Here is a 25,769-nt window from a genome sequence, read left to right as displayed (position 1 = left end):
CGACTCATGAACACCGTGAGAACCGCTGACGAGGAAAACGTCGGCGCACAGAAAGTGGCCGTCGTCACGGGCGCCGGCTCCGGCATCGGCCGGGCGGTCGCCGTCGAACTGCTGGCGGCAGGCTGGTCGGTGACCCTCGCCGGCCGGCGCGTCGAGACCCTGGAGGAGACGGCCTCACAGGCCCCCGAGGGTGGTGGGACGGCACTCCCCGTCCGTGCCGACGTGTCACGCCCCGAGGACGTGGCGGCCCTGTTCGACGCCGTACGCGACCGCTTCGGGCGGCTGGACCTGCTGTTCAACAACGCCGGGACGTTCGGTCCGGGCGGCGTGCCGGTCGAGGAGCTGCCCTACGAGGCGTGGCGGCACGTGGTGGACACCAACCTCAACGGGGCGTTCCTGTGCGCGCAGGCGGCGTACCGGCAGATGAAGGAGCAGCGCCCGCAGGGCGGGCGGATCATCAACAACGGCTCGATCTCGGCCCACACGCCGCGCCCGCACTCGGTGGCGTACACGGCGACCAAGCACGCGCTGACGGGACTGACCAAGTCACTGTCGCTGGACGGCCGCCCCTACGGCATCGCGGTCGGCCAGATCGACATCGGCAACGCGGCGACCGACATGACGGCCGGCATGCAGACGGGCGCGCTCCAGGCCAACGGGGAGACGGCACCCGAGCCCGTGATGGACGTGGCCGACGTGGCGCGCACGGTGCGGCACATGGCGGAGCTGCCGTTGGAGGCGAACGTGCAGTTCGCGACGGTCATGGCGACGGCGATGCCGTACGTGGGACGCGGCTGAGCGTTGGCCTTCCGTGACGCTCAGAGCGATCCGCAGGCCATACCGAGGGGGGAGGCGGCAGCCGTCCCGCCGCACCGGCTGGGGATCCACACCGGTGGGCGGAACGGCTGCCGCGCAGATCACGCGAGCGCGCGCTACGCCTGCCCGGTCTCGAACCGCGCGATCCGGCCCTCCTCGTCCACGGTGAAGTCCCACCGCGTACGCATCTCTCCCCAGGTGTCGTTGCTGTAGCGGGCGATGAGGGCGCGACCGGCGTTCGACTCCTTGTCGACCTCCATGTGGCCGTGGGAGGAGAAGATCTCCTGGTCGATCCACTGGCCGAGGTCCCGGTCGTCCCCGTCGTCGGCCATGGTGGCGTCCGGGGCGAGCAGCGAGAGGAAGGCCTCACGGTCGTGGGCGTTGACGGCGGCGACGAAGGCGCGGACGGCCGGGTCGCTGAGTCGCGTGGTCTGAATCGTCATGGCGGCAGCGTCACACCGGCTCCGCACCCCCGCCACCCGAACGGCGCCCGCGGCGGGCCCGCGCGGCGCGGGCGGGCGACGGTGGGGAGGTGAGCCACCACCGTCCGCGAGGGAGTCGACGTGAACTGCTATGACCGGCGCGATCTCGGGCTGCTGCTGCTCCGCCTGGGTGCCGGCGGCGTCCTGGCCGCGCACGGCGCGCAGAAGCTGCTCGGCTGGTTCGGCGGCGGCGGCATCGAGGGCACCGGCCAGGCCATGGAGGCCATGGGCTACTCGCCGGGCCGGGCCAGCGCCACCGCGGCCGGCCTCGCGGAGGCGGGCGGCGGAACGCTGCTGGCGCTGGGCCTGGCCACTCCGGCCGCGGGCGCGGCGGCGGCCGGCGCGATGGTGGGCGCCGCGGCGGTGCACGCCCCGAACGGCTTCTTCGCCCAGGCCGGCGGCTACGAGTACGCGGTGTCCCTCGGCCTGACCGCCACCGGCCTCGCGGTCACGGGCCCCGGCCGACTCTCGCTGGACCACGCGCTGGGCCACGCGGTCAACCGGAACTGGATGGTCCCGGCCGCCCTGGCGGCGACGGCGGCGGCCACGGCGGTCGTCGTGGGGGCACGGAACAAGCGGGTACGGAAGGCGGCGGAGGGAGAGCAGGAACCCCTGTTCGACTGACGAACCGGTCCCGACCGCCCCGCCCACCGTGGCAGGCTGCCCCGCATGAGCGACGACGACCGCGACGGCACGCCCCCCGACCTCTGGAACACCGTCGACGACCTGTGGAAGTGGCTGGAGGCCGACGAGGCCGTCAGCGGCAGGGAGGGCCTCCTGCTGCGCATGCTGAAGCTGTCCGAGGAGGTCGGCGAGGTGTCCGAGGCGGTGATCGGCGCGACCGGCCAGAACCCCCGCAAGGGCGTCACCCACACGTGGGACGACGTCGAGGCGGAGCTGTGCGACGTCGTGATCACGGCGCTGGTGGTACTGCGGACGCTGACGCCCCAGGCGCGGGAGGTGTTCGCGCGGCATCTGGCGCGGGTGGCGGGGCGGTCGCTGCCGTCGGAGACGTGACGGTACCGGACCCGGGGACGCCCCGGGCCCGGACCTCCGTGTGCCGGTCAGCCCGCGGTGCAGGAGACCGTCGGCCAGGTCCAGTTGCCGTTGGCCTGGATGGTGGCACCCCAGTTGCCGCCGCTGCCGTTCGACTTGGCGGTCAGTACCTGGGCACTGGGATAACTGGCGTTGATGTTCCAGGTGGACATGACCCGGGCCGGGGACGGCACGTTCATGGTCACCGTCCAGTCACTCGCCCCGCTGACCGAGACGTTGAGGTTGTACCGGTCCCCCCACCGCTGCCCGGCGGACAGCGTCGCGGTACACGTACCGCCACCGCCACCACCGCCTCCGTCGCTGCCGCCGTCGGGGGCGACCGCGCGGCCGGTCTGCGGCGAGATCATGCCGGCGCACAGGCCCTTGTCCGCCAGGGTCTGCGCGATGCGCGGGATGGCCGCGAGCGTGTTGGCCGGCCAGTCGTGCATGAGGACGACCTGGCCGTTGCCCAGTCGGGAGACGGCCTGCACGATCGCGTCGGTACTGGCGTTGTTCCAGTCCTGCGAGTCGACGTCCCAGATCACCTCGGTCAGCCCGTACTTGGCCTCGACCGACCGCAGCGTGGCGTTGGTCTCGCCGTACGGCGGCCGGAACAGCTTGGGCGTACCGCCACCGGCGCTGGCGATGGCTTGCTGCGTCCGGGAGATCTCCGAGTCCATCTGCGACTGGCTGAGCCGCGTCATGTGCGGGTGCGTGTAGCTGTGGTTGGCGACCCACATGCCGGCGTCGACCTGGGCCCGGACGAGGGACGGGTTCTGGGCCGCGTACTGGCCCTGGTTGAACATGGTGGCCCGCAGCCCGTTCTGCTTGAGCGCGTTGAGCAGGGCCTGGGTGTTTCCGGAGGGTCCGTCGTCGAAGGTGAGTCCGACGTAGCCGTTGCAGACTGCGGCCCGCGCCGGGGCGGCGTCGGCGGCGACGGTGCCCGCGGCGGCCAGCGCGGCGACGGCTACCCCGGTGACGAGGGAACGCGGTGACGGGCGTGGTCCGGTGCGCATAGGAGTGGGTCCTCCTCTCCTCGTGTCAGGTGTGTCAGCCCGCGCTGCAGGAGACCGAGGGCCAGGTCCAGTTGCCGTTGGCCTGGATGGTGGCGCCCCAGTTGTTGCCGCTGCCGTTGGACTTGGCGGTCAGCGTCTGGGCGCTGGGATAACTCGCGTTGACGTTCCAGGTCGACAGCACCTTCGCCGGTGACGGCACGTTCATCGTCACGGTCCAGTCACTCGCCCCGCTCACCGAGACGTCGAGGTTGTACCGGTCCCCCCACTTCTGCCCGGCGGAAAGCGTCGCGGTGCACCCGCCGCCACCGCCACCACCACCACCGTTGTCGCCGCCACCCGTACCGCCGACGGTGATGTTGGAGCTGCCGCTGCTCTGGTAGCCCTCGGTGGCCATGATCATGTAGTAGCTGAAGTTGCCCAGCGGCATTCCGGCCCGCGCCCACGCGTCGAAGTGGTTGCCGGTGGTGATGGTGCCACCGGTCCGCTTGGACTGCCGCACGCTCCAGTACTGGTCGAAGGTGCGGGTGCCTTCGACGGACGGGGCGTTGTACCGCGTCGTCTTGTAGATGTCGTAGGTGCCGCCGTCGGTGGTCACGGTGCCCTTGTACTCGCCCGTGGGCCGGTAGGTGCCCCAGTTGTCGACGATGTAGTACTCGACGAGCGGGTTCGACGTCCACCCGTAGAGGGTCAGGTACGCGTTGCCGGACGGGTTGAAGCTGCCCGAGTACTGCACGGTCCTGCGTCCGCCGTTGCTCCAGCCCTTGCCCGCGACGAAGTTGCCGGTGTTGCGCCACGAGGTGCTGTACTGGCCGCCGGACCCCATGTCCATGGAGACGGTGCCCTGGCTGTCGGTCCAGAACGAGTAGTAGTAGCCGTTGTTGGTGCCCTCCTGGTTGGTCGTGACGACCGTGCCGGCGTGGGCGGTGCCCGGCAGCATCAGCGCGGCCAGGGCGGCCAGCGCGAAGGCCCACGCACTTCTGACGAGCAGCGTGACGGAGCCGCTTCTGCGACGCCCGGGTCGGACGAGCACGTTCATGGCGGGTGCTTCCTCTCCGTGGGGGTTCCGTGGGGTGTGACGACGGCGCCAGTGTTGGTCCGCACCCGTCGGGCGTCAACAGTTTCGGTAAATCTTTCGAAACCTTCGATTCCCCCTCGGCGCCCACAACTCGCCCACATGAGCAGGTCAACCGAACTACGCGCACAGGAAAAGCCATCCGGCGGAATGACCCGCGACGACATGATCAGAAATCACAGTACGACTTACCGAATGTTTCGCCGAGCCGAGGTCCTCTGGACACGGCGGACGGGACCTCACATCCTCGGGGAGGCAGAACACCAGAGAGCCGCACACCGTTTCCCACACCGGAAGGTGCGCCCGTGAAGTTCAGCTACGCCATGCTCCCCGACTACCCCCTGGCCGAGTCCCTGGCATCCATCCAGCTCGCCGACGAACTCGGCTTCCACGCCTGCTACGCCGCCGACGAGACCTGGCACAAGGACCTCTGGCTCCTCTTCGCCGCGGCCGCCGACCGTACCAGCCGCATCCGCCTCGGCCCGAGCGTCTCCCCGGTGACGCTGCGCGAGCCGACCCTGATAGCCCAGGCCCTCGCCACGCTCGACGAACTCTCCGACGGCCGCGCCGAAGGCGTCCTGTCACGCACGACGGCGAATTCTTCTCCTACGACGGCCTGTTCACGTTCGGCCGGCCCGTGCAGAGCCGGCTGCCGCTGAAGCTCGGCGCGATGCGCGGACCGAAGTCCTTCGAGGCAGCCGGTGAGCTCTCGGACGGCTGCCACCACGCCCTGAGCTACACCCGCGAGGCCTACGACTACGCCGTAGACCACATCCGGGCGGGCGCCGAGCGGGCCGGCAAGGACTGGCGCTCCCTGGACATCGGCGCCTGGGTGGTCTTCGCGACCGGCCCCTCCTCGGCGGCCGCCAAGGAGGCGGCACGCAGCATGGTCGGCATCTACGCGTCCTCCATGCCCGAGGAACAACTGCTCCGCAACGGCGTGGACCCGGCCGAGCTGAAGCCGGTCATCGACGCGATCGGCGCCGGCGACCTGGCCCACTGCATCGAACTGACCACCCCGGAGATCGCCGACCGCCTCTCGGTCGCGGGCACGCCTGAGGAGTGCCTGGAGAAGATCGAGCGGGACATCGCTCCCAGCGGCGTGAACCACATGATCTGCGCGATCACGGACCGCACGCTGGTGAAGGCGTTCACGGGGCGGGATCTGGCGGAGGCGGCGGATGTGGACACGCAGCTGCGGCTGATCGCGGAGCGGGTGATGCCGGCGTTCGCCTGAGTGACGGCAGCCGGGGGTCAGGGCCCGAGGTCGATGACGCGCACGGGCTGACCCTGCCAGTTCTCGGGCTCGGTCGTCGCGATCACTGCCCCGCTCGGCCGCTCTGCCGTCGGCTCGGCGGCGTAGCGCGTGTGGGCCGGGGCCCAGGAGGTCTCGCGGGCCACGGCGAGCACGGCGGACAGGTCCAGTTCGAGAACCGTGAGGCCCGGAAGCGCGGCGAGATGTTCTGCGGTACCGGGCCGCACGCGGTCCGCCGCGACCAGGGCACAGGCCGGCGCGTAGAGGAACCAGCCCGGCTCGGCATGGGCGCGATGAATCAGCCGGGAAGCGAGCACGTTGCCCTTTCCGGCCGCAACCATCGCCGAGTCGTCCAGGACGATGTGTAGTGGTTCAGTCGTCACCTGGCGTCGGCCTCACTCAACCGCCGGTCGAGCTCTGCGTCGAGAGCCGCCTGTTCACTCGTGCTCGGGTCGTAGCCGTTCCACTCACACAGGGCGGCTCGGGCCTGCTCGGCCCTCTCTGCCCGCTCCTCGGGGGTGAGCAGCGTCTCGGCGAGATGGGAGAGGTACCCCCGCAATGACATGCCTTCGGAAGAAGCTATCCGCGCGAGCCGATCGCGGGCCTCGGTGGGAATGCGTACGTTGGCGTCGGACATGGCTGCCTCCTCGCTGCGAGCTTACAGGGTACGGGTACGGGTACGTACCCGTCCAGCCTCGGGCCGTTCCGCCCTGACGCGAAAGTGACCGCACTGACAGCGGTGGCAGCGGAGTCGACTGGGGCGCTCACCGTCTCGATACGCCATGCACACCAGACCGAGCCTGGCGACCGCGCCGGTATCCGCGGTGGTCGTGGAGTGACCACGGGTGGTCGGGCGCCGCCGCACCGGAGGCGCAGTTCTCCGCGCCCGCATTCGCGAGAAGAAGGCTCGGTCCGTGTCGGGCGAGGAGGGAGCGCCCTACCGGGGAGCCTTCGTGGCCGTGTCGAGGTAGAAGGCGTCGATGCTCTGCACCGCGCGTTCGAAGTCGTCGAGGTTGACCGGCTTTGTGACGTAGGCGTTCGCATGCTGGTGGTAGGCGCCGGTCACGTCGTCCGGTGCCGCGGACGTGGTGAGTACCACCACGGGAATGGTCCGCAGGTTCTCGTCGGCCTTGACGATGGCCAGCAGCTCACGGCCGTTCATACGCGGCATGTTGAGGTCGAGCACGATCAGGTCAGGACGGGGATTGCCCTGGTCGCGCAGGTATTCCAGTGCGGCCACCCCGTCCTCGACCTTGGTCAGGTTGCGGGCACCGTGGGCGGTGAGCGCACCCTCGATGAGCATGGCATCGGCGATGTCGTCCTCGACCAGGAGCACATCGTAGGGGCGTACTGTGGCGGCCATTTTCGGCTCCGGATTCGTATCGTTCGCATGGGTGGGGCGGGTAGCGGGAGGCATCAGCTCGGCCAGGCCCGGCCAGCGACGGCGGGCGCCCTGCCGACTGATGTCGCCGGCTGCGCCGAGCTGCGGGTACCCGGCTCCCGCCGATGCAGCTGCCATGGCGGCGGCGTACTCCAATGACTCGGCCGCGCGTCGAAGCTGGACCAGTGCGCGCAAGTAGGCCAAGGCCTCGTCGCACATGGTGACTTCGTCGCCTCGGCTGTCCGCACCAGATGTTCCCACGGCCGTCTGAGCGAGACGTCGGGCCACGTCTTCGACGGCGGCGACCGCGAGGGGAGAGATTTCCCTCTGAGTGGTGCGCGTGTCCGTCATGGCCGTAGCTTACTGGCTGCCTCCGCACCTGACAACGAGGGTTGTCGGGGCGGTACAGTGGTTCGCTGGCCACGCTGGGAGGCCGTTGAGGAGCAAAGGGGCATCACTGGTGGAGGTCGACAGAGGCGCAGGCGTGCCCACCGCAGGACCGGCCCGCAGGGCGTGGACGTCCAACCAGTGGCTCCTCATGGGTATGAGCGCGGCCCTGGCCGTTCTGACCGTGCTGGGGGCCGTGGCCGGCTGGGCGATGGCCCGTACCTCGGACCTCACGGACGAGCTGGTGGAGGTGCAGTCGCCCGCGTTGATCAACGCGGTGCGCGTGGAGACGGCGCTGCTCAACCAGGAAACGGGAGTACGCGGGTACGGCATGACGGGGCAGGAGGAGTTCCTCGCTCCTTACACACAGGGGGTGGCGGACCAGGAAGCGGCTTTGGCCCGCCTTCGTCCCCTGGTGCGTGACGACGCGGGGGCCCGCGAGGACCTGTCGGCGGTGGTGAAGTCGGTGGAATCCTGGCAGCGGCAGTTCGCGACTCCCGTCGTCGAGTCCCCGGCCGGTTCACCGGTGCCCGCGGCGGAAGGTCGGGCGGACGAGGGCAAGGCGGCATTCGACGAGGTCCGCAAGGCGCTCTCGACGCAGCAGAGTCACCTGGAGGACGCGCGCGACGCGGTCGACGCGGATCTCAAGCGGGCCTCGACCCTGCGCACCTGGGTTCTGTGGTCAGCCGTCGCCCTGATCCTCGCGCTTGCCGTCCTGGCCTTCGAGAGCCTGCGGCGCGGCATCACGAAGCCTTTGGGGCTCCTCGGCGCGAGGGCGAGGCTGGTGGCGAGCGGCCGGTTCGGGAACCCCGTGGAGATCGGCGGCCCGGCGGACCTGCGCAGACTGGGCGACGACGTCGAGGCGATGCGACGCCGTCTCGTCGAGGAGCTTGCCGCGGCCGAGGCGGGCCGCCGTCTTCTCGACGAGCAGACGGCCGACCTGAAGCGTTCGAACGCCGAGCTGGAGCAGTTCGCGTACGTCGCCTCGCACGACCTGCAGGAGCCGCTGCGCAAGGTCTCGAGCTTCACCCAGCTGCTTCAGCGCCGGTACGGCAGCCAGCTCGACGAGCGGGCCGACCAGTACATCGGCTTCGCCGTGGACGGCGCGAACCGCATGCAGACCCTGATCAACGACCTGCTGGAGTTCTCCCGCGTCGGCCGCGTCCACAATGAGCAGAACACCGTGGACCTCGACGGTATCGCGGCGGGCGTCCTCAATTCCCTGAGCGTCACCATCGAGGAGGCCGGAGCCGAGGTCACCGTGGGCGACCTGCCGACAGTCGTCGGTGATGCCACGCAACTGGGCATGCTGCTGCAGAACCTGATCTCCAACGGCATCAAGTTCCGCAGCGCCGAGCGGACCCCCAGGATCCGGGTGGAAGCAGAACGCGCCGACGACGACTGGATCTTCAGCGTCAGCGACAACGGCATCGGCATCGCTCCGGAGTTCTCGGAGAAGATCTTCGTCATCTTCCAGCGGCTGCACACCAAGGACGCGTACCCGGGTAACGGCATCGGCCTGGCCATGTGCAAGAAGGTGGTCGAGTTCCACGGCGGCACGATCCAGGTGGATCCCGGCCATCGCCCCGGCGCTCGCATCACCTTCACGCTGCCGGTTCACCATCCCGAACAGCCCGAGGACGTCGACGTCGAAGGGGAGAGACGTTGAGCACACCCGAAACCAACCCGCATTACCGCATCCTGCTGGTCGAGGACGACGCGGGGGACGCACTCCTGGTCGAAGAGCTGCTCAGCGACACCGGCCTCTCGCATTCCCTGGTCTGGACGAAGAGCCTGACGGAAGCCTGCGCGGAGCTCACCGCGTATCCGGCCTCTTGTGTGCTGCTCGACCTGCACCTGCCCGACGCGACGGGACTGAGCGCGGTCACCGCGATCCAGAAGTCGGACCGCGACGCCGCCGTCATCGTCCTGACGGGTCTGTCCGAGTCACACGCCGGTGTCCAGGCCCTCGCCACCGGTGCCCAGGACTACCTGGTGAAAGGGAAGGTCGAAGCAGACCTCCTGCAGCGCGTCGTACGCTACGCCGTACAGCGAAAGCAGGCCGAACGCGCGAAGGCCGATCTGCAGGCCGGCGAGCTGCGGGCGCAGGAGAACGCGCGCCTGGAGCGTGGCCTTCTCCCGCCCCCGATGCTCGCGACCACGACGCTGGTGGCCACCACCCGCTATCTCCCCGGGAGGGAACGCGCCCTGCTGGGAGGCGATTTCCTCGACGTCGTCCAGACCGACGACAACCTGGTGCACACCGTGGTCGGTGACGTCAGCGGTCACGGGCCGGACGCGGCCGCTCTCGGCGTCTGTCTGCGTATCGCGTGGCGGTCCCTGGTCCTCGGGGGCCATCGCGGAACGGAGCTCCTGCGGTTGATCGAACAGATGCTGGTGGCCGAGCGGGTCCGACCGGACATGTTCACCACGCTGACCATCGCCACCCTGGACCTGGAAGCCTCGACGTTCACCTTTCACCTCGCCGGCCATCACGAACCGTTGATCACCGACAACGGGAGGACACGCGAGGTCGAGGCCCAGCACGGCATCGCACTCGGTATCGCCCCCGGCCTCGAGATGTGGCCCGCCACCACCGTGCCGCTGCCGGCGGCCGGAGCGCTCATGATGTACACGGATGGTCTCGTCGAGGGTCATGCGGGCCCCGCCCGCGAACGGCTGGGCACCGAGGGTCTCCTGCGGCTTCTCGGCACGCCGCCGAGCTCCGACCCCGGCGCACAGCTCGACCAGCTCATCGCGGACGCGCGGGAACTCAACGCCGACCGCCACACCGACGACCTCGCGATCCTCCGGCTCGACTGGAACAACACACAGGCCGGAATCAGGGACCAGAGCACGAGCGGCACGTTACGGTGAGGCCCAGTGACGCGGGCGCCCGTTCCGAAGGCATACGGCGAAGGCACACTGAGCGTCCGCAGGAGGCGCCAGCCCTTCAGCGTGGCCATCGCCAGCTCACCGGACACAGCGGATCTTGGCGTGAGTGGTGTTGTGCCGGCGCTTCCATCGCTTGAGACGGCGGCCCCGAAACGGCACCCGGACAAGGGCGCCAGCGCCTTGACAGGCCTTGTCGGCCCAGCATTTGAGTCCCGCATCAGCAACGGCTTCGATGATCCCGTGTTGTCGCGCGGCGGTGCGGTCGATGGGGAGCAGGGTGCCGTCGAGGATGACGAACGCCTTCGCTCGTATCGCCCTCACCGCCTCAGCGATCCCGATGCCGAACCCGGCGGCGAGTTGGGCGTAGGTGTCACCGCACCGCAGATGAGCCAGGGCGAGGAGGGCCTGACGCGAAGCGGAAGGACGTCGCCACCGCGTCCCGATCTCCTGCCGCCTGGCCGTCAGTTGTCCGGTCAGAAACCGCAAGGTACGGCTGGACAGATCCATCGAGGACCCGTCTAACAGGAGCTTCTTCAATGCGCAGGACTATCCAACTCGCGGTCAGTGACGCCATCTTGGCAACGGTTCACTGGCAGGGTCGTCCTGCGGCGGAAGCGGATCTCTGGTCAGGCGTCCCCTCGCGCTCGCTTCCTCGGGCGAGGCTTCGGGCCTGCCCTTCGTGAATGTCGCTTGCCCACTCCCAGCCGGGCTTGGGCGATACGACCCGTGGGTCGCTGGAGACCCGGGCGTCACGTAGGTCCTCCACGTACGCTCGATCCAGTTTGATCCTTGCGCGTACCTCCTCGTCCCTGGCGACGGATCCGTGTCCGGGGATGAGGACATCGGAGAGCATGTCGCCGGCGATGAGAACTCGGCGTTTTCGATCAACAGCGCCGCATGGCCCGGGGCATGCGCCGTATGCTCAATGACCCGCACCTTGGGGCCATCCCAAGGAAGCTGCGCGGTTTCAGCAGGCAGACCAGTGATGAGGCCGTACAAGGCCAGCGGTGTGTCCTCGGCGATTTCCGGCGGCAGCCCCTCGGCGACGCCGGCCTTCCAGTCCGTGTTCGACAACAGCACGCCGTCCCTGCCATGCACGACAACGGTGTTGTTCTCGAGCAACTCACTCTGGTGGATCAGGCCGCGTTTTGACCGGTACTGGGTCGTTGGCCCTGCTCAAGATCGAACTCCCTGCCCGGTTTGCAGCGTCACCCTGCCAGAGCGTCTGACGCACACCAACACAACCGGACGGGTGTGTGCGATGGCGACCCCCAACGATGAGGCCATCCACGGAGGCTTTTTCGGGGCTGACCCTATGTCAGATGACGTCACTGAGACGGCACTTCAGGCTGGAAGAGGCTCACGGTGGCAGCGCACCTGGGTCAGCCGTCCTGTGACAGCGTCGTCTGATCAACCGTAAACGTTGCTGTAGTAGTCCGGTTCATCGGTCAGGTCGGGATCGTAAGCAGGCGCCTGAGCGACCCGCTCGCGCGACTGATCGATGAAAACCTGGTCGTCAGTGATGTGGGTGACCGCTTCGACGGGGATGAATGATTTGGTCTCGCCGAAGCCGAGAAAGCCACCGTGAGCCACGAGGAGAAACCGGGCCTTGCGTTCGGGTTCGTCGATCAGAAGGTCATCCACCGTCCCGATGTCGTTGGCGTCCGCGTCCACCACCTTGCGGTCTCGGACATCTTGCTCGGGCGTTTCCACTGCCTGCTGGGAATCGCTGAGCCTGTTCAGGATCTGGGCGTTGCCGGTTGTCATCTGCATTCTCCTCAACTACGGGGATTGCGGCGGGCCCCCCGGATGGAGTGAGTTGTCCGACACCTCATGCCCGGTTACCCGTCGGCGCGCGAGTCACGCAGTGCGCATGCGGTCAGTAGTCCAAGAGGCCGATGCGGGCGGTGATGCGTTTACCGGCCGATTCCCGCTGGATGTCGAGATCCTTGGTCACGGCTTTGACGATTTCCAGGCCGTGCTGGCCGATCCTGCCCGGGTCGGAGGTGCGGGCCGTCGGAACCGTGGGGTCGCCGTCCCGGACGGCGACTGTCAAAGTGTCGGCATCCATACGCAACTCCATTTCGACTGGTCCGGGCGCGTATTTGTGGGCGTTGGTGACCAGTTCGCTGACCACCAGCTGGGACAAATCCGTCGCACGAGCCGAGATCAGCGGTCCATGTCGGGCACGCGCCTGGTCGAGGAAGACCGCAACCCGGTGGCGGGCCTCGGCAATGCATCCGTTGTCTCCGCTCAGGGTGTAGCACTCATAACCACCATCGGATCCCACTGGAATCGCCCTCCTTCCCGTCCCTCAACGCGTACCCAGCGGACCATCACGCACGCGGCTCGTATGCGTCGGAAATGCCATTCGGATGCTTCGGGTCGGTGCGCTGAGTTCTGTTCGGCGTCTTGGAGAGGCTCGGTAACCCAGGGTGGGCATTTTCGGAGGTCTGCTCCGCGTATCCCGCATTGCCAGTTCTCGTGAACATCTGATGCGCGCGGTTCAGGGCCACTCGCATCGCGCCGAAGACTGCGGTGTGACCGCGCGGGGCTCGCGGCGAGCATCTACCGATCAAGGCTGTTGTGCCCTGCCCTGGGGCGCACGCGAGCTGGCCGACCACCTCAGCCAAGCGCCGCGGACGGGGGCTTCAGGAAGGTCCGGCCCTTGCGTCGCATGGCGGGGCGCTCTTTCTGTGAAATCACAGCCAAATTCCGCGACTTGGGGGTAGCCGGGTCCTGAGCCCGGAAGTCACGGGCGTTGGAGTGACGGCATGGCCGGGCCCACGTGCCGGGCCGAAAGGGGCGGGGACATGATGACGGCCAGGACACGGACCAGTTTGGTGCTCGGCACGCTCTGCTCGGGAGTACTGCTCGTCTCCGGGTGTGGAGGTGATTCCTCCGATAAGCCGTTCTCGGGGCAGAAGGCCGATGACATCGCGGCCAAGGCGGTCGCTGCCACCGACAAGGCGTCCTCTGTCCACATGAAGGGGACCGCTCACGTCAAGGGCGGGAACACCATCGAACTCGATGTCCGAGTGGACAACCAGGGCAACTGCACCGGGACCATCAGCGGCGACGGCGCCAAGGCCCAGTTGCTGCGAAGCGAGGGTGGGGACGTTCTGATCAAGGGCGACCGCACCTTCTGGACCAACTCCGCGCGCGCGAGCGGTGGTGACGGCAAACAGGGCGAGCAGCTCGCCGAGAAGCTGGCGGGCAAGTGGGTCACGGCTCCCGCGGACAGCCAGGACGCGGCGTTCTGCGACAAGAAGCAGTTCCTGGCCGCCATGGACCAGGACAAGACCGAACGCCAGGGCATGAAGCGTGGAGAGACCGCCAAAGTGGGTGACGAGGAGGCGCTCATCCTGAAGAAGGAACACAAGGGCGAGCGGATCAGCATGCATGTCGCCACCAACGGCGAGCCCTACATCCTGAAGACCGTGACCGAGGGCTCCGAGAGCAGCAGCATGACCTTCGACAATTACGGCGAGAAGGTCAAGGTGCAGCAGCCGCCCCAGGACGAGATCGTCGACCCGGCGGACACGCAGGCGTGACGCGGCGGCGACGCGGTCGACGAACCGGGCCCGGCGCATGCGCCCGCATCGCCGGGGCAAGTGGCAAGGACACACCTCAACCCAAGGAGCCCCTCATGATGGTTGTCGGCATAGTCGCCGTCTGTATCGTCCTGGCAGTCCTCGCCTTCTTCGTCCCCCGCCTGTCCCGGCATCCCGAACGCGGCACCCAACGCACCTTGGGAGCCGGATCACGCGCCGGCGGTAAAGCCCCGGGAATCCTCGGTCGGATCTTCAGCAAGCCCTTCCGCAGCAGCTCGAAGGCTGTCGGACGCAGCGGATCCGCCGGCCGACGCACCCGAGGCCGCATGCCGTTCTGAGGCCGCGGGATACAGGCCCCCTGCCCCTGGAGCTCTTGGGCAGTCATCCCCCTGGGCAGGCTCGTGTGACTATTGCTGGTCCCGCGTGCGGCCGTCGCTGCCTCGAGGGAGGATCGTGCCGGAAGAGGTGAGTACACGGACGGCTGATCTGCCCGTCTGCGAGAATGTTCCATATGGACGTGCTGAGCAGGAACCACGTGAGGGTGACCGGGCGGGCCGGTGCGCCGGTGGTGATGCTGGCGCACGGGTTCGGGTGCGACCAGAACATGTGGCGCCTGGTGGCGCCCGCGCTGGAACGTGACTTCACCGTGGTCCTCTTCGATCACGTGGGCTCGGGGAATTCGCAACTGTCGGCGTGGAGCCGTGAGCGGTACTCGTCGCTGGACGGTTACGCCGACGACGTGCTGCAGCTGTGCCGCGAGCTGGCGCTGGGCCCCGTCACGTTCGTGGGACATTCTGTGAGCGCGATGATGGGCGTACTTGCCGCTGCCCGGGAGCCCCAGGCGTTCACCGGACTGGTGCTGCTCGCTCCCTCGCCCTGTTTCATCGACTACCCGGAGGCCGATTACCGGGGCGGGTTCAGTGCCGAGGACATCGATGAGCTGTTGGAGTCGCTGGACGCCAATTACCTGGGCTGGTCGGGCGCCATGGCCCCGGTGATCATGGGCAATCCGGAGCGGCCGGAGCTGGGCGAGGAGCTGACCAACAGCTTCTGCCGTACGGATCCGGACATCGCACGGGTCTTCGCCCGAGTGACGTTCCTTTCTGACAACCGGGCGGACCTGGCCGGGGTTGGAGTTCCCACGCTGGTCGCGCAGTGCTCCAGTGACGCGATCGCGCCGCCGGAGGTGGGCGCCTTCGTGCATGCGGAGATACCGGGAAGCAAGCTGGTCACCCTGAACGCGACGGGACACTGCCCCCAGCTTGCCGCTCCCGAGGAGACCGCCGCGACGATCGCCGCGTTCGCGGGAGCCGCCGGATGATGTGCAAGACCAACGACGAAAAAGGGGACAGCCCGAAAGAGGGCCATGAGCCGACGGGTGAGCAGGCGGAGTTCTCGGCACTGCTGGAGGACAGTGCCGAGGACTTGTACGAGCACGCGCCGTGCGGTTACCTGTCCACCCTGCTGGACGGGCGGATCGCGAAGGTCAACGCCACGCTGCTGGACTGGCTCGGGTACGAGGCGGACGACCTGGTGGGCGGCAAGCACTTCTCCGACCTGCTCACGGTCGGTGGTCGGCTCTACCACGAGACCCACTTCGCGCCGCTGCTGCGGATGCAGGGCGAGATCAGCGGTATCGCCTTGGAATTCAAGGCAGCCGATGGGAGCCGGTTGCCGGTCATGGTCACCTCGACGGTGAAAACAGGCGGCGACGGGCAGCCGCTGCTGATTCGTACCACCGTCTTCGACGCCCGCGACCGTCGTGCCTACGAGACGGAGCTGCTGCGCGCCCGCAAAGCAGCCGACGAGGAACGCGACCGCCTGAAGCGCCTGGCCGCCACCCTGCAGAAGACACTGCTGCCACCGACCCTGGCGAACGTGCCCGGCCTCGATGTTTCCGCGCACTACCACATCGCCTCGGTCGATGAGGTCGGTGGCGACTTCTACGACCTGTTTCCCCTGGCTGCCGGCACCTGGGGGCTGTTTCTGGGGGACGTGTGCGGCAAGGGTGCCGCCGCCGCGGCCGTCACCTCCCTGGCGCGCTACACCCTGCGCGCCGCCGCCGTCTACGACTCCGACCCGGCCGCTGTCCTCGCCAACCTCAACACAGTCCTCAACCACGAGTACAACGGCACCGACCCCCGCTTCTGCACGGTCATCTTCGGCCTGCTCACCCCCGACACCGACCGGGGCGGCTTCCACATCACCCTCGCCAGCGGCGGGCACCCTCCGGCCCTGCTGATGCGTGCGGACGGCACCGCCGACTTCCTGCACACCCCCGGCGGGCAGCTCATCGGCGTACTGCCCGACGCCCAGATCGCCACCACAACCGTCCACCTCGCCCCCGGCGACACGCTGCTCCTGCACACCGACGGCCTGACCGAAGCCCACACCGCCGACGGCGGCGAGGACGACCGGTACGGTGATGACGCCCTCCTCGACTTCGGCCGCGCCCTGGCTCCCACCACCGCATCCGACACGATCGGCGCGGTCCGCGACCTGCTCGACACCCTCGGCACCGGCGTGGACGACGACACAGCCGTCCTCGCCATCCACGTGCCCCCGACCCACCAGTGAAGAGCAGCAGTGACCAAGCAACTGACCCTCCACACTCACGCCACCGCTGCCGGAGCGGTCATCGAACTCGCCGGAGAGCTTGACCACAACACCGCGCCCGACGTCCGCGCCGCGCTGCCCGACCTCGAACTGCGCGTCGGCCAACAGCTCGTCCTCGACCTCGCAGGTCTCACCTTCTGCGACTCCAGCGGCATCACCGTGCTGATCGCCGCACGCAACCACGCCCTCGCAGCCGGAGCGACCATCGCGCTGGCCGCGGTCCCCGACCGCGTCAGCCGGATCTTCCGCATCGTCGGCCTGGAACACGTCTTCCCCACCCATCCCACCGCTCAGGACGCCGAAGCCGCCTGGCCCCCCACCACTGGCTGACCGGCGACCACACGACCTCTGCCTGGTCGAGCACCCGGAGGACGGAGACCAGCCGAAGGACCCACCGTGGGGGTCGCTGTACCGTCGTCCGGACCCACGTCGGTGCACCGCGGGCACGTTCTGGACCACCGACGCCGGCCGCGGCGGCCGACAGTTCATCGTCGGCTCCGCCACGCCCCAATGGCTGTGCCGACGAGCACCCCGGCGTGCGTGGCGGTCTGCTGGGTACGCGGCGAAGAACCGGAATGAGGACGATTGTGGTGGGATCCAATGCTGGTCATGAGTGCTACGTCCTGAGCGGAGACGACGGTTGCATCGCCGAGGCCCGCCGCCATGTGGCAGCCTTCCTCGACCAGGCCCACACCCGAGATGCGTTGCTGGTGTCCGCGCGAGCGACGGAAGTGTCCCAGCTGGTGGTCAGCGAACTGGTCACCAACGCCCGCAAGTACGCCCCCGGCCCGGTCATGATGGAACTACGCATTGATGCCGACACCGTAGAAGTCATCGTGCGGGACCGGAACCCTACGGTGCCGACGGCCCGCGCTCCTGACCCGGGCAGGATCGGCCAACACGGTCTGGAAATCGTCAAAGCCGTGACCACGGAGTTCGACATCCAGCAAGAGATAGCCGGTAAGCGCATCACCGCCCGCATCGCTCTACCGGACGAGGGGAACGCTGCCCCAACCGGGCGCCGGCAGTAGCGGCGCCCTGTCCGTGCTTGAAACTCGCAGCCGCCCCCTTGAGTGAGGCAGGGCTGAATCCTGATGGCCACAGTGGGCTGCGCAGCCAGGATCGCGTCGTCCTCGCGGGATGTCCGGTTTGATCGCTTGATATCCGAGATGGCCCAGCGTCTGATGGGGTTGCGGGCAGCCCCTCGAAGGAAGCGAACGGCAGAACCCAAGTCCCCTTGCTACGGTGCACCGATGTCAGAGATCAAGAAGTTCCAGGTCACCTTTGACTGCGCAGAACCTGAGCGTCTCGCTCGATTCTGGTGTGAGGTGTTGGGGTACGTCGTACCGCCGCCATCGGAAGGGTTTGCCTCTTGGGACGACTACTGGCGCTCGCAGCTGCCTGAACAGCGGGATTCTTGGTTCGCCTGCATTGATCCTTCAGGTGTGGGCCCGCGGCTGTATTTCCAGCGCGTCCCCGAGGGGAAGGCCGCCAAGAACCGGGTGCATCTTGATGTGCGGGTCGGCACCGGGCTGGTGGGAAGAGAGCGCCTCGCCGCACTTGAGGCCGAGTGCGCGCGACTGGTCGCGCTCGGCGCGGTTCACGTGCGAACGCTCCTTGCCGATGGCATCAACGAGTCGACCATCCCGATGCAGGACATCGAGGGCAACGAGTTCTGTATCGACTGAGCGTACGGGGCGGGAGTCATCCCGTTAGGGCGAGGTTGCGCAGCCGGGCGATGCCGAGCATGGCGGTATGGACGCCGTCGCCGCGCAAGCCGCAGTCGCGCAGGATCTTCCAGGTCTTCATGCGGGCGAAGGCGTGCTCGACACGGGCGCGGACCCGATTGTGGCTCTTGTTGTGGGCCTGCTGCCAGACCGGCAGTTCCTTGCCCGCGCGGCGGCGGTGCGGCATGACCAGTCCGGTGCCGAGACGTCCCCGAAAGACCGGAAAGGGTCTCCGTCGCAGATCAGAGGCCCTTTCCGAGGCAAAAACGCAGGTGGCGGCAGACGAGTCGGGCTGTACGCCGGGTTCTGTTCCGGCGGGTCCTCGCGGGCCCGCCGGCGACGGCCATCCATCTAGGGCCGGCGTTGCCACCGGCCTCGTGCGGTCTACCCGCGGACTCGGGCGGGCAGCCCTCGATCGTCCGCGCAGAGCGCTTTTCACGGCGCTCCTCTTGACCTTGCTCCGGGTGGGGTTTACCTAGCTGCCCAGGTCGCCCTGGGCACTGGTGGTCTCTTACACCACCGTTTCACCCTTACCGGAAGCCGAAGCCTCCGGCGGTCTGCTTTCTGTGGCACTGTCCCGCGGGTCACCCCGGGTGGCCGTTAGCCATCACCCTGCCCTGTGGAGCCCGGACGTTCCTCGGGAAGTCCCGTGAGGGACTCCACGCGGCCGCCCGCCCGGCTCGTCTGCCGTGTCGACCATGGTACCCGGCGTGAGCGCGGCTTCGACGTGGTGGCCGTGGCCAGGACCGAGCCGGTGAGAATCAGGGCGAAGGCGGCCAGGACGGTCGCGGTCGCTGAACAACGTGATCGACGACTCCTGACGGTCGACGAGCAGGTAGAACGAGATACCGCCGCGCGCGTACGCATGGCGTTTGGCCTCGCGGTCGGTCCTGGGTGTCGCCAATGTGACACCCTCGCACGGCATCCAGGGAGCGGCCCCGCGGAACAACCGAAGATGGCTGGGGGCGAAGGTACCGTCCGGGATGGCATGGCCTCGCGGACAGCCTTCCGCAGCCTTCAGGGTCAGGCCTTTGTACCCGGAGAACTGCATGCTCGTCCGGGATCGCCCGTAGACCTGGCTCACGACCCGGCTGATGCAATGCTCGTGGTCTCCGTCCTGCGGCGGTGTCAGGAGGATCTGGCCCTCGATGAGCGTCGACCATGCTGGGCCCACATCCCCGCCCCCGCACGTGAACCGGTGGACCGTCCCTCGATCGTGGCTGCTTGACCCTGCCGCAACGTCAACGTTTCTACTGAGGTCATGCGGATCGGAGAACTCGCCGACGCCGTCGGCGTCACCACGCGGACCGTGCGGCACTACCACCACCAGGGCCTGCTGCCCGAGCCGGAACGGCTGGCCAACGGTTATCGGACGTACACCCTGCGGCACGTCGTCGTGCTGGCACGGATCCGGCGGCTGACCGAGCTGGGGCTCGGGCTGGCGGAGGTGCGGGACGTGCTCGCGGACGAGGCCGGGAAGGATCTGGCCGAGGTTCTGGAGGAACTGGACGCGGATCTCGCGCGGCAGGAGGTTGCGATCCGGGAGCGCCGGGTGCGGCTGCGGGCGCTGCTGGAGGCGGAGGGCGGGCTGCCGGCCGAGGGGCCGGTCTCGCCGGAGTTGGCCGAGTTGTTCGCCGGGATGGGGGACGTCTCCGGCTCGCCGATGGCCCTTCGGGACCGGGAGATGCTGGCCCTCCTGGAGAGCACGATGGCGCCGGAGGACCGGGAGGGGCTGCTGGCCACGCTGCGTGGCGCCCTGGGTTCGCCGGAGGCGGTGGCGCGGGCTCATGCCGCCTATACGCTGCTCGACGAGTTGGCGGACGCCGGCGTCGACGATCCGCGGGTGGCGGAGGCGGCCCGGGTGCTCGCCGACTGCCTGCCCGCTGAGCTGTTGCCCGAGGAGGACGTCGTACTGGACTCCGGCGGCGGTTTCCTGGGCGCCCTGTACGCCGACTTCGCGCCCGGGCAGGCGGAGGCGATCCGGCGGGCCATGGAGATCGCGGCGAAGGGGCGGCGGTCATGAAGGGCCCGTGCCGCACCAAGGCTCCGTACCTCGCCACCGTTCCGTTCCTCATGGTCCGGCACGAGCTGCGGCTGCTGGCCGGCCTGTGGCTGTGGGCGGCACGGCGGACCCACGGGGCGGCGGCCGGCGGGTCCGTCTTCGGGTACTCGCGGGGGCAGGGCGCGATGATGTTCGGCTTCGGGTTCGTGTGCGTGATCGAGTCCGTGATGATGTCCGTGCTGCTGCGGGACTGGCCCACCGTGCACCACGTGGTGCTGGTGCTGGACGTGTACACCATCGTCTTCGTCGTCGGGCTGCACGCCGCGTCCGTGGTCCGTCCGCACGTCCTGGATCCGGGCGGCGGCACGCTGCGGATACGCCGGGGCGTGCACGTCGACGTACGGATACCGCTGGAGCGGATCGCCTCCGTGCGCCGCGAGCTGCGGACCACGCAGGAGCGGGTGGACGGTGAACTCGATCTCGCCGTCGGAGCCCAGACCTCCGTGACGGTCCGTCTCACCGAGCCCGTCACCCACGTGACCTTCTTCGGGCGGCGGCGCGAGGTGCGCGTCGTGCGCTGCCACGCCGACGATCCCGGCGGTCTCGTACGGGCCGTCGAGCGGGCGCGGGAGGGGCACGCCGTACCCTGACCAGGAGCCCCCGGGAGCTTGGGAGCTCGGAGTGAAGGAGTGCGTGTGCTTGTCCTGCTGCCCCCGTCGGAGGGGAAGGCCGCGTCCGGTCGCGGCGCCCCGCTGAAGCCGGAGTCGCTGTCCCTGCCGGGGCTGACCCCGGCCCGGGAGACCGTGCTCGGCGAACTGGTCGAGCTGTGCGCCGGTGACGAGGAGAAGGCACGCGAGGTGCTCGGGCTCAGCGAGGGGTTGCGCGGCGAGGTCGCCAAGAACACGGAGCTACGGACGGCGGGGGCGCGTCCGGCCGGGGAGATCTACACCGGTGTGCTGTACGACGCCCTGGACCTGGCCTCGCTGGACCCGGCCGCCAAGAAGCGGGCCGCCCGTTCGCTACTGGTGTTCTCGGGACTGTGGGGCGCGGTGCGGGTGACCGACCGGATTCCGTCCTACCGGTGCTCGATGGGCGTGAAGCTGCCCGGGCTCGGGGCGCTGGGCGCGTACTGGCGGGCGCCGATGGCCGAGGTGCTGCCCGAGGCGGCCGGGGACCGGCTGGTGCTGGACCTGCGCTCGTCGGCGTACGCGGCGGCGTGGAAGCCGAAGGGGGAGGTCGCCGGGCGGACGGCGACCGTGCGGGTGCTGCACGCGCCGACCCGCAAGGTGGTCAGCCACTTCAACAAGGCGACCAAGGGGCGGATCGTACGGAGTCTGCTGGCGTCCGGGACCGCGCCCGAGGGGCCGGCGGAGCTGGTGGAGGCGCTGCGGGACCTGGGGTACGAGGTGGAGGCCGAGGCGCCCGCGAAGGCGGGGAAGCCGTGGTCGCTGGACGTGCTGGTGGCGGATATCCACTGAGCGGATCGATGCGTTCGTTGCATGTATCGCAACGGTCGTTGCGCAGACTGCTTTGCGGCGGCACGATGAAGCCATGAGCTCACCGCTGCCCGCCTCCTCCGCGCTGCCCTCCTCCTCCGCCGCCTCGGTCCTGGACCTCGCCCCCGTCGTGCCCGTCGTGGTCGTCGACGATCTCGCGGACGCCGTGCCGCTCGCCCGGGCGCTCGTCGCCGGTGGGCTGCCCGCGATCGAGGTGACGCTGCGGACGCCGGTCGCCCTCGACGCGATCCGCGCGATCGCCGGTGAGGTGCCGGGGGCGGTCGTCGGCGCGGGCACCGTCATCACGCCGGGCCAGGTCGGGGACGTCGTCGCGGCCGGGGCGCGGTTCCTGGTGAGCCCGGGGTGGACGGACGCGCTGCTGGAGGCGATGCGGGCGTCCGGGGTGCCGTTCCTGCCGGGGGTGTCGACCACCTCGGAGGTGGTGGCGCTGCTGGAGCGCGGGGTGCGGGAGATGAAGTTCTTCCCGGCCGAGGCCGCGGGCGGCACCGCCTACCTCAAGGCACTCGCCGCTCCGCTGCCGCAGGCCCGCTTCTGCCCGACCGGCGGCATCACGCCGGGCTCGGCGCCGGAGTACCTGGCGCTGCCCAACGTCGGCTGTGTCGGGGGCAGTTGGATGCTTCCGAAGGACGCGGTGGCCGACCGTGACTGGGGGCGCGTGGAGGCGCTGGCCCGCGAGGCGGCGGGGCTCAGCGCAGGTGGGACGTGTCGTTGAACAGCCGCACGCTGGCGCCGCCGTCCGCGTAGTACGCCACCGCCGACAGCGACGCCGCCGACAGTTCCATGCGGAACAGCGACTCGGGCGGGGCGCCCAGGGCCAGCCGTACGAACGTCTTGATCGGCGTCACGTGGGAGACCAGCAGCACCGTGCGGCCCGCGTAGGCCGTGGCCAGCTTGTCGCGGGTCGCGGCGACCCGCGCGCCGGTCGCCGCGAAGCTCTCGCCGCCGCCGGTCGGCTCCGCGTCCGGGGAGGACAGCCAGGCGTCCAGGTCGTCGGGGTAGCGCTCGCGCGCCTCGCCGAAGGTCAGCCCCTCCCAGGCACCGAAGTCGGTCTCCCGCAGGCCCTCCTCGACCGTCACCTCCAGGCCCAGGCGGGCGGCGACGATGCCGGCGGTCTCGCGGGTGCGGGCCAGGGGCGAGGCGACGACCGCCTGGATCGTGCCGCGCCGGGCGAGGCTCTCGGCGACCCTCTCGGCCTGCTCCCGGCCGACGGACGACAGGGACGGGTCGCTGCCGCCGCTTCCGGAGAACCGCTTCTGCGGGGTGAGGGGCGTCTCGCCGTGCCGGAGCAGGACGAAGGTGGCGGGGGCACCCATGTCGGGCGGCCCCCAGCCGGGTGAGGCCACGTTCTTCGCGGCCCGTACGTCGGCGTCGGCCGCGGTGTCGGCGTCCGCCGCGACGGCGACGGAGGGGCGCGGGACACCGGTGGTCTCGGGGCCGGGGCCCGTCCGTGGCGAGGCCACGGCCTTCGTGGCCCGTACGTCGGCGTCAGCCGCAGCGTCGGCCGCGGTGTCGGTGGCCGTGTCGGCCGCAGCGTCGGCGTCGGCCGCGACGGCGACGGAGGGGCGCGGGACACCGGCGATCTCGGGACCGGGGCCCGTCCGTGGCGCAGCCACGGCCTTCGTGGCCCGTACCTCGGCGTCAGCCGCAGCGTCGGCGTCAGCCGCTGCGTCGGCGGAGGGGCGAGGGGCACGGGTGGTGGTCTCGGGGTCCGTCCGGGCCGACTGCGCGATGCGTTCGCCCACGGCGGCACCGTCACCGGCCCCAAGGGCCCCGCGCTCCGCGTGCGTGGCAGCCGCGGCACGGGCGTCGGCCGCGTCCAGTTCCGCCGTCGACAGGGACGGCGACCACTGCTCGCCGCGCGCCCCCGCGTCCATCGCCTCGTTGGCCAGGCGGTCGGCGTGCTTGTTGCTCGCGCGGGGGATCCACTCGTACGTCACCCGCCCCGGCGGGAAGACGCGCGCCGCCTCGGCCGCCAGCGGCTTCATGCCGGGATGCTTGATCTTCCAGCGGCCCGACATCTGCTCGACGACGAGCTTGGAGTCCATGCGGACGTGGACCGTCGCGTCCGGGTCCAGCTCCTTCGCCGCGCGCAGGCCGGCCAGCAGGCCCCGGTACTCGGCCACGTTGTTCGTGACGACCCCGAGGTACTCCGCGGCCTCGACCAGGGTCTCCCCCGTCACCGCGTCCAGCACCACGGCCCCGTAGCCCGCGGGCCCCGGGTTGCCCCGCGACCCGCCGTCGGCCTCGACGACGAACTCCCGCACCGGACCGGCCGCCGAAGCCGCCACCGAAGCTGCCACCGGACCGCCCCTACAGCCCGGAGTCGGCCGTGCGCACCAGGATGCGGCGGCAGTTCTCGCAGCGGACGACCGTGTCGGGCGCCGCCGAGCGGATCTCGCTCAGCTCGGTGATCGCCAGCTCCTGGCGGCATCCCTGGCAGCTGCGCTGGTACAGCTTGGCCGCGCCGACGCCGCCCTGCTGCTCACGCAGCTTGCCGTAGAGCTTCAGCAGGTCGTCGGGGACCGAGCCCGCGATGACCTCGCGCTCCTTGGTGACCGAGGCCGCGTCGCCGTCCAGCTCCTCGACGGCCGCGTCCCGGCGCGCGGCGGCGTCGTCGAGCTTGCCCTGCACCGCGCCGACCCGCTCGGTCAGCTCGGCGACCCGCTCCTGCGCGGACTCGCGGCGCTCCATCACCTCCAGGACGACGTCCTCGAGGTCGCCCTGCCGTTTGGCGAGGGAGGCGATCTCGCGCTGGAGGTTCTCCAGGTCCTTCGGGGAGGTGACGGCGCCCGAGTCCAGGCGCTGCTGGTCGCGGGTGGCGCGCTGACGCACCTGGTCCACGTCCTGCTCGGCCTTGGTCTGCTCGCGGGCGCAGTCGCTGTCCTCGGTCTGCGCGGCCACGAGCAGGTCGCGCAGCTGGGTGAGGTCCTTGGTCAGCGACTCGATCTCGGCGTGCTCGGGCAGGGACCTGCGCTTGTGCGCGAGCTGCTGGAGCCGCACGTCGAGGCCCTGGACGTCGAGGAGTCGGATCTGGTCGGCGGGCGCGGCTTTCAGTTGGGGGCTCCCATTGTGTCGGAGGTCGGGGCGGACGCCGCGTGGGCGGTCCAGGGGTCGGTGACCGTCTTGGAGACGTGGACCCTGAGGTCCCAGCCGTGCCGGTCGGAGATCTCGTCGAGCTGGGCAGCACCCAGCTCGCACCAGGGCCACTCGCTGGCCCAGTGCGCCGCGTCGAGCAGCGCGAGGGGACTGTGGGCGCGATCCGCGGTGAACTCGGAGGCGGGGTGGTGGCGGAGGTCCGCGGTGAGGAACGCGTCGACGCCGGCCGCCCGTACGTGGTCGAAGAGGCTGTCGCCGGAGCCGCCGCTGACGGCCACCGTGCGGACGGTCGCCTCCGGGTCGCCGGCGACGCGGATGCCCTGCGCGGTGGCGGGCAGCCGCTGGGCGGCGCGGGCGGCGAGCTCGCGGACGGTCAGCGGGTGGTCCAGGGCGCAGATCCGGCCGAGGCCGCGGCGGCCCTCGGGGTCGTTCGGGTCCGGCACCAGGGGGCGTACGACGCGGAGGTCGAGGGCGCCGGCCAGCGCGTCGGAGACGCCCGGGTCGGCGGTGTCGGCGTTGGTGTGGGCGACGTGCAGCGCGATGTCGTTCTTGATGAGCGTGTGCACCACGCGGCCCTTGAAGGTGGAGGCCGCGACCGTCGTCGTCCCGCGCAGGTACAGCGGGTGGTGGGTGACGAGCAGGTCGGCGCCCAGCTTCACCGCCTCGTCGACGATCTCCTGGACCGGGTCGACGGCGAACAGGACCCGGGAAACCTCCTGGTCGGGCTCGCCCACGACGGTGCCGACCGCGTCCCAGGACTCGGCCCGCTCGGCGGGCCACAGGTTCTCCAGCGCGGCGATGACTTCTGACAGACGGGGCACATAGGCAAGGCTACCTGGCTGATCTGTGCCGTTGTACCCGCAGCGGGCCCCCGGTCGCCGCCCCGCTCCGGCACAGCACACACCACGCACTCCCCTC

General features: G+C 69.7%; 27 protein-coding genes, 1 other RNA gene and 4 pseudogenes. 17 read left to right on the top strand and 15 right to left on the bottom strand.

Annotated features, from left to right (window positions below; translation table 11 throughout):
* Positions 1–6 precede the first annotated feature (6 nt).
* Positions 7–798: an SDR family oxidoreductase gene (locus ACFCZF_RS10745; protein ID WP_376671360.1), complete on the top strand. Its 792-nt coding sequence runs from the start codon at positions 7–9 to the stop codon at positions 796–798.
* Between the two features lie 134 nt (positions 799–932).
* Here the strand turns inward: ACFCZF_RS10745 and ACFCZF_RS10740 are convergent, their stop codons facing one another.
* The gene (locus ACFCZF_RS10740; protein ID WP_375918950.1) at positions 933–1,259 is read right to left on the bottom strand and encodes a nuclear transport factor 2 family protein; all 327 of its coding nucleotides are present in this window, start codon (positions 1,257–1,259) and stop codon (positions 933–935) included.
* 120 nt (positions 1,260–1,379) lie between these two features.
* Here ACFCZF_RS10740 and ACFCZF_RS10735 point away from each other — a divergent pair, with 120 nt between their 5' ends.
* Together ACFCZF_RS10735 and ACFCZF_RS10730 are read left to right on the top strand one after the other, a co-directional pair.
* Positions 1,380–1,922 (top strand): DoxX family protein, encoded by a 543-nt coding sequence (locus tag ACFCZF_RS10735; protein WP_376671359.1) that lies wholly within the window; start codon positions 1,380–1,382, stop codon positions 1,920–1,922.
* A 45-nt stretch (positions 1,923–1,967) separates the two neighbouring features.
* On the top strand, positions 1,968–2,315 hold the full coding sequence (locus ACFCZF_RS10730; RefSeq protein ID WP_375918955.1) for a MazG-like family protein: 348 nt from the start codon (positions 1,968–1,970) through the stop codon (positions 2,313–2,315).
* A gap of 47 nt (positions 2,316–2,362) precedes the next feature.
* Here ACFCZF_RS10730 and ACFCZF_RS10725 read toward each other — a convergent pair whose 3' ends face one another.
* Together ACFCZF_RS10725 and ACFCZF_RS10720 are read right to left on the bottom strand one after the other, a co-directional pair.
* Positions 2,363–3,349, bottom strand: a complete 987-nt coding sequence (locus tag ACFCZF_RS10725) for a polysaccharide deacetylase family protein (RefSeq protein ID WP_376671358.1) — start codon at positions 3,347–3,349, stop codon at positions 2,363–2,365.
* 34 nt (positions 3,350–3,383) lie between these two features.
* Positions 3,384–4,385 carry a glycoside hydrolase family 11 protein gene (locus ACFCZF_RS10720; protein ID WP_376671357.1) on the bottom strand — a complete coding sequence of 334 codons (1,002 nt, stop codon included), beginning with the start codon at positions 4,383–4,385 and terminating at the stop codon, positions 3,384–3,386.
* 341 nt (positions 4,386–4,726) lie between these two features.
* Here ACFCZF_RS10720 and ACFCZF_RS10715 point away from each other — a divergent pair.
* Positions 4,727–5,658, top strand: a pseudogene (locus ACFCZF_RS10715) (LLM class flavin-dependent oxidoreductase).
* 17 nt (positions 5,659–5,675) lie between these two features.
* Here ACFCZF_RS10715 and ACFCZF_RS10710 read toward each other — a convergent pair.
* From ACFCZF_RS10710 to ACFCZF_RS10700, 3 genes are all read right to left on the bottom strand, one after another.
* On the bottom strand, positions 5,676–6,017 hold the full coding sequence (locus ACFCZF_RS10710) for a hypothetical protein (protein ID WP_376671417.1): 342 nt from the start codon (positions 6,015–6,017) through the stop codon (positions 5,676–5,678).
* Positions 6,018–6,055: 38 nt separating this feature from the next.
* Entirely contained in the window at positions 6,056–6,313 is a 258-nt protein-coding gene (locus ACFCZF_RS10705; protein ID WP_375924568.1) for a hypothetical protein, read from the bottom strand.
* A 300-nt stretch (positions 6,314–6,613) separates the two neighbouring features.
* Positions 6,614–7,408, bottom strand: a complete 795-nt coding sequence (locus tag ACFCZF_RS10700) for a response regulator (RefSeq protein ID WP_375924566.1) — start codon at positions 7,406–7,408, stop codon at positions 6,614–6,616.
* Between the two features lie 193 nt (positions 7,409–7,601).
* Between ACFCZF_RS10700 and ACFCZF_RS10695 the strand changes: the two genes are divergently transcribed.
* Positions 7,602–9,113, top strand: a complete 1,512-nt coding sequence (locus ACFCZF_RS10695) for an ATP-binding protein (RefSeq protein WP_375924574.1) — start codon at positions 7,602–7,604, stop codon at positions 9,111–9,113.
* A complete protein-coding gene (locus ACFCZF_RS10690; protein WP_375924564.1) occupies positions 9,110–10,321 on the top strand; it encodes a PP2C family protein-serine/threonine phosphatase in 1,212 nt (403 codons plus the stop codon). Before ACFCZF_RS10695 ends, ACFCZF_RS10690 begins: the two co-directional genes overlap by 4 nt.
* Positions 10,322–10,371: 50 nt before the next feature.
* Here ACFCZF_RS10690 and ACFCZF_RS10685 read toward each other — a convergent pair.
* From ACFCZF_RS10685 to ACFCZF_RS10675, 3 genes and pseudogenes are all read right to left on the bottom strand, one after another.
* Positions 10,372–10,846 (bottom strand): annotated as a pseudogene (locus tag ACFCZF_RS10685) (transposase family protein); the annotation flags it as partial.
* A 903-nt stretch (positions 10,847–11,749) separates the two neighbouring features.
* On the bottom strand, positions 11,750–12,106 hold the full coding sequence (locus ACFCZF_RS10680; RefSeq protein ID WP_376671356.1) for a PRC-barrel domain-containing protein: 357 nt from the start codon (positions 12,104–12,106) through the stop codon (positions 11,750–11,752).
* A gap of 112 nt (positions 12,107–12,218) precedes the next feature.
* On the bottom strand, positions 12,219–12,629 hold the full coding sequence (locus ACFCZF_RS10675) for an ATP-binding protein (protein ID WP_376671355.1): 411 nt from the start codon (positions 12,627–12,629) through the stop codon (positions 12,219–12,221).
* A 694-nt stretch (positions 12,630–13,323) separates the two neighbouring features.
* Between ACFCZF_RS10675 and ACFCZF_RS10670 the strand changes: the two genes are divergently transcribed.
* The 7 genes from ACFCZF_RS10670 to ACFCZF_RS10640 all read left to right on the top strand — a co-directional run bounded on the left by ACFCZF_RS10670 (position 13,324) and on the right by ACFCZF_RS10640 (position 18,197).
* A complete protein-coding gene (locus ACFCZF_RS10670) occupies positions 13,324–13,893 on the top strand; it encodes a hypothetical protein (protein WP_376671354.1) in 570 nt (189 codons plus the stop codon).
* A 95-nt stretch (positions 13,894–13,988) separates the two neighbouring features.
* Positions 13,989–14,231, top strand: coding sequence for a DUF6411 family protein (locus ACFCZF_RS10665; RefSeq protein WP_375924556.1), 243 nt, complete (start codon positions 13,989–13,991; stop codon positions 14,229–14,231).
* A 173-nt stretch (positions 14,232–14,404) separates the two neighbouring features.
* Positions 14,405–15,214 (top strand): alpha/beta fold hydrolase, encoded by an 810-nt coding sequence (locus ACFCZF_RS10660; RefSeq protein ID WP_375924554.1) that lies wholly within the window; start codon positions 14,405–14,407, stop codon positions 15,212–15,214.
* Positions 15,214–16,470 (top strand): PP2C family protein-serine/threonine phosphatase, encoded by a 1,257-nt coding sequence (locus tag ACFCZF_RS10655; protein WP_376671416.1) that lies wholly within the window; start codon positions 15,214–15,216, stop codon positions 16,468–16,470. Before ACFCZF_RS10660 ends, ACFCZF_RS10655 begins: the two co-directional genes overlap by 1 nt.
* Positions 16,471–16,479: 9 nt before the next feature.
* Positions 16,480–16,839: an STAS domain-containing protein gene (locus tag ACFCZF_RS10650; protein ID WP_376671353.1), complete on the top strand. Its 360-nt coding sequence runs from the start codon at positions 16,480–16,482 to the stop codon at positions 16,837–16,839.
* 245 nt (positions 16,840–17,084) lie between these two features.
* Positions 17,085–17,540 carry an ATP-binding protein gene (locus ACFCZF_RS10645; RefSeq protein ID WP_376671352.1) on the top strand — a complete coding sequence of 152 codons (456 nt, stop codon included), beginning with the start codon at positions 17,085–17,087 and terminating at the stop codon, positions 17,538–17,540.
* Between the two features lie 222 nt (positions 17,541–17,762).
* Positions 17,763–18,197 (top strand): VOC family protein, encoded by a 435-nt coding sequence (locus ACFCZF_RS10640; RefSeq protein ID WP_376671351.1) that lies wholly within the window; start codon positions 17,763–17,765, stop codon positions 18,195–18,197.
* Positions 18,198–18,213: 16 nt separating this feature from the next.
* Here ACFCZF_RS10640 and ACFCZF_RS10635 read toward each other — a convergent pair.
* The 3 genes and pseudogenes from ACFCZF_RS10635 to ACFCZF_RS10625 form a co-directional block, all read right to left on the bottom strand.
* Positions 18,214–18,447: pseudogene (locus ACFCZF_RS10635) on the bottom strand (transposase family protein); the annotation flags it as partial.
* Between the two features lie 68 nt (positions 18,448–18,515).
* Positions 18,516–18,919, bottom strand: an RNA gene (gene rnpB / locus ACFCZF_RS10630) — RNase P RNA component class A.
* Between the two features lie 107 nt (positions 18,920–19,026).
* Positions 19,027–19,389 (bottom strand): annotated as a pseudogene (locus ACFCZF_RS10625) (Uma2 family endonuclease); the annotation flags it as partial.
* Positions 19,390–19,497: 108 nt separating this feature from the next.
* On the opposite strand from ACFCZF_RS10625, the gene ACFCZF_RS10620 reads away from it, so the two are divergent.
* The 4 genes from ACFCZF_RS10620 (at position 19,498) to eda (ending at position 22,467) form a co-directional block, all read left to right on the top strand.
* Entirely contained in the window at positions 19,498–20,259 is a 762-nt protein-coding gene (locus ACFCZF_RS10620; RefSeq protein WP_376671350.1) for a MerR family transcriptional regulator, read from the top strand.
* Positions 20,256–20,888: a hypothetical protein gene (locus ACFCZF_RS10615; RefSeq protein ID WP_376671349.1), complete on the top strand. Its 633-nt coding sequence runs from the start codon at positions 20,256–20,258 to the stop codon at positions 20,886–20,888. The genes ACFCZF_RS10620 and ACFCZF_RS10615 overlap by 4 nt, the downstream gene beginning before the upstream one ends.
* 45 nt (positions 20,889–20,933) lie before the next feature.
* Complete coding sequence (gene yaaA / locus ACFCZF_RS10610; RefSeq protein WP_376671348.1) at positions 20,934–21,716, top strand: peroxide stress protein YaaA; 783 nt, start codon at positions 20,934–20,936, stop codon at positions 21,714–21,716.
* 73 nt (positions 21,717–21,789) lie between these two features.
* Positions 21,790–22,467 carry a bifunctional 4-hydroxy-2-oxoglutarate aldolase/2-dehydro-3-deoxy-phosphogluconate aldolase gene (gene eda, locus ACFCZF_RS10605; protein WP_376671347.1) on the top strand — a complete coding sequence of 226 codons (678 nt, stop codon included), beginning with the start codon at positions 21,790–21,792 and terminating at the stop codon, positions 22,465–22,467.
* On the opposite strand, the gene ACFCZF_RS10600 is transcribed toward eda, so the two are convergent.
* Genes ACFCZF_RS10600 through ACFCZF_RS10590 form a run of 3 tightly spaced genes read right to left on the bottom strand, consistent with a single transcriptional unit; the run spans position 22,442 to position 25,672 of the window.
* A complete protein-coding gene (locus ACFCZF_RS10600) occupies positions 22,442–24,019 on the bottom strand; it encodes a bifunctional RNase H/acid phosphatase (RefSeq protein WP_376671415.1) in 1,578 nt (525 codons plus the stop codon). The genes eda and ACFCZF_RS10600 overlap by 26 nt on opposite strands.
* Positions 24,020–24,065: 46 nt before the next feature.
* The gene (locus ACFCZF_RS10595) at positions 24,066–24,809 is read right to left on the bottom strand and encodes a zinc ribbon domain-containing protein (RefSeq protein ID WP_375924139.1); all 744 of its coding nucleotides are present in this window, start codon (positions 24,807–24,809) and stop codon (positions 24,066–24,068) included.
* A complete protein-coding gene (locus ACFCZF_RS10590) occupies positions 24,806–25,672 on the bottom strand; it encodes a Nif3-like dinuclear metal center hexameric protein (protein ID WP_376671346.1) in 867 nt (288 codons plus the stop codon). The genes ACFCZF_RS10595 and ACFCZF_RS10590 overlap by 4 nt, the downstream gene beginning before the upstream one ends.
* Positions 25,673–25,769 lie beyond the last annotated feature (97 nt).

It is taken from the genome of Streptomyces sp. NPDC056296 (genome assembly GCF_042268605.1).
GTDB lineage: Bacteria > Actinomycetota > Actinomycetes > Streptomycetales > Streptomycetaceae > Streptomyces.
Note: the sequence above shows the minus strand (reverse complement) of the source record. Positions and strands in the feature narration are given on the sequence as shown.

What these genes read in the sequence shown, in the direction of transcription:
- ACFCZF_RS10655 (WP_376671416.1), top strand. Translation starts at nt 15,214, where the DNA reads ATGTGCAAGACCAACGACGAAAAAGGGGACAGCCCGAAAGAGGGCCAT.
- ACFCZF_RS10665 (WP_375924556.1), top strand. Translation starts at nt 13,989, where the DNA reads ATGATGGTTGTCGGCATAGTCGCCGTCTGTATCGTCCTGGCAGTCCTC.
- ACFCZF_RS10730 (WP_375918955.1), top strand. Translation starts at nt 1,968, where the DNA reads ATGAGCGACGACGACCGCGACGGCACGCCCCCCGACCTCTGGAACACC.
- ACFCZF_RS10645 (WP_376671352.1), top strand. Translation starts at nt 17,085, where the DNA reads ATGAGGACGATTGTGGTGGGATCCAATGCTGGTCATGAGTGCTACGTC.
- ACFCZF_RS10720 (WP_376671357.1), bottom strand. Translation starts at nt 4,385, where the DNA reads ATGAACGTGCTCGTCCGACCCGGGCGTCGCAGAAGCGGCTCCGTCACG.
- ACFCZF_RS10740 (WP_375918950.1), bottom strand. Translation starts at nt 1,259, where the DNA reads ATGACGATTCAGACCACGCGACTCAGCGACCCGGCCGTCCGCGCCTTC.
- ACFCZF_RS10670 (WP_376671354.1), top strand. Translation starts at nt 13,324, where the DNA reads ATGAAGGGGACCGCTCACGTCAAGGGCGGGAACACCATCGAACTCGAT.
- ACFCZF_RS10745 (WP_376671360.1), top strand. Translation starts at nt 7, where the DNA reads ATGAACACCGTGAGAACCGCTGACGAGGAAAACGTCGGCGCACAGAAA.
- ACFCZF_RS10680 (WP_376671356.1), bottom strand. Translation starts at nt 12,106, where the DNA reads ATGACAACCGGCAACGCCCAGATCCTGAACAGGCTCAGCGATTCCCAG.
- ACFCZF_RS10700 (WP_375924566.1), bottom strand. Translation starts at nt 7,408, where the DNA reads ATGACGGACACGCGCACCACTCAGAGGGAAATCTCTCCCCTCGCGGTC.
- ACFCZF_RS10695 (WP_375924574.1), top strand. Translation starts at nt 7,602, where the DNA reads ATGAGCGCGGCCCTGGCCGTTCTGACCGTGCTGGGGGCCGTGGCCGGC.
- ACFCZF_RS10660 (WP_375924554.1), top strand. Translation starts at nt 14,405, where the DNA reads ATGGACGTGCTGAGCAGGAACCACGTGAGGGTGACCGGGCGGGCCGGT.
- ACFCZF_RS10620 (WP_376671350.1), top strand. Translation starts at nt 19,498, where the DNA reads ATGCGGATCGGAGAACTCGCCGACGCCGTCGGCGTCACCACGCGGACC.
- eda (WP_376671347.1), top strand. Translation starts at nt 21,790, where the DNA reads ATGAGCTCACCGCTGCCCGCCTCCTCCGCGCTGCCCTCCTCCTCCGCC.
- ACFCZF_RS10710 (WP_376671417.1), bottom strand. Translation starts at nt 6,017, where the DNA reads ATGGTTGCGGCCGGAAAGGGCAACGTGCTCGCTTCCCGGCTGATTCAT.
- ACFCZF_RS10615 (WP_376671349.1), top strand. Translation starts at nt 20,256, where the DNA reads ATGAAGGGCCCGTGCCGCACCAAGGCTCCGTACCTCGCCACCGTTCCG.
- ACFCZF_RS10640 (WP_376671351.1), top strand. Translation starts at nt 17,763, where the DNA reads ATGTCAGAGATCAAGAAGTTCCAGGTCACCTTTGACTGCGCAGAACCT.
- ACFCZF_RS10705 (WP_375924568.1), bottom strand. Translation starts at nt 6,313, where the DNA reads ATGTCCGACGCCAACGTACGCATTCCCACCGAGGCCCGCGATCGGCTC.
- ACFCZF_RS10725 (WP_376671358.1), bottom strand. Translation starts at nt 3,349, where the DNA reads ATGCGCACCGGACCACGCCCGTCACCGCGTTCCCTCGTCACCGGGGTA.